Annotated in this window: 1 protein-coding gene; it reads right to left on the minus strand. The window is 65.6% G+C overall.

Annotated features, from left to right (window positions below):
- Positions 1–339 (minus strand): 4-carboxymuconolactone decarboxylase (pcaC, locus tag E0702_RS15955; RefSeq protein WP_306766928.1); only part of this gene is annotated, 339 nt, incomplete at its 3' end.
- Between the last annotated feature and the right edge of the window lie 10 nt (positions 340–349).

Raw genomic sequence — 349 nt, forward strand, 5'->3', positions numbered from 1 at the left:
AAAGGTGGCCTTGGCAAGCTTGATCGCGTGATTGGCCCGCGGCACGCCGGCATAGATCGCCACGTGCTGAAACACCTCCATCACGTCGGTCTTGCTGGCCCCGGTATTGGCGCAGGCCCGGACATGCATCGGAATCTCGTCGAAATTCCCGGTGGCGGCCAGCAGCGCAAGCGTCAGCATGGAGCGTTCGCGCCGGCTGATCGCGTCGGAGGCCCAGACGGTGCCCCAGGCGGCTTCGGTGATCAGCGACTGGAAAGGCGCATCCAACGGATCCTTCGCCGCCTCGGCCCGGTCCACATGGGCATCACCCAGCACTGCGCGGCGCACTTCCATCCCGATCTCGTAGCGT

The organism is Halomonas marinisediminis (assembly GCF_004347715.1).
Classification (GTDB): Bacteria; Pseudomonadota; Gammaproteobacteria; order Pseudomonadales; family Halomonadaceae; genus Halomonas; species Halomonas icarae.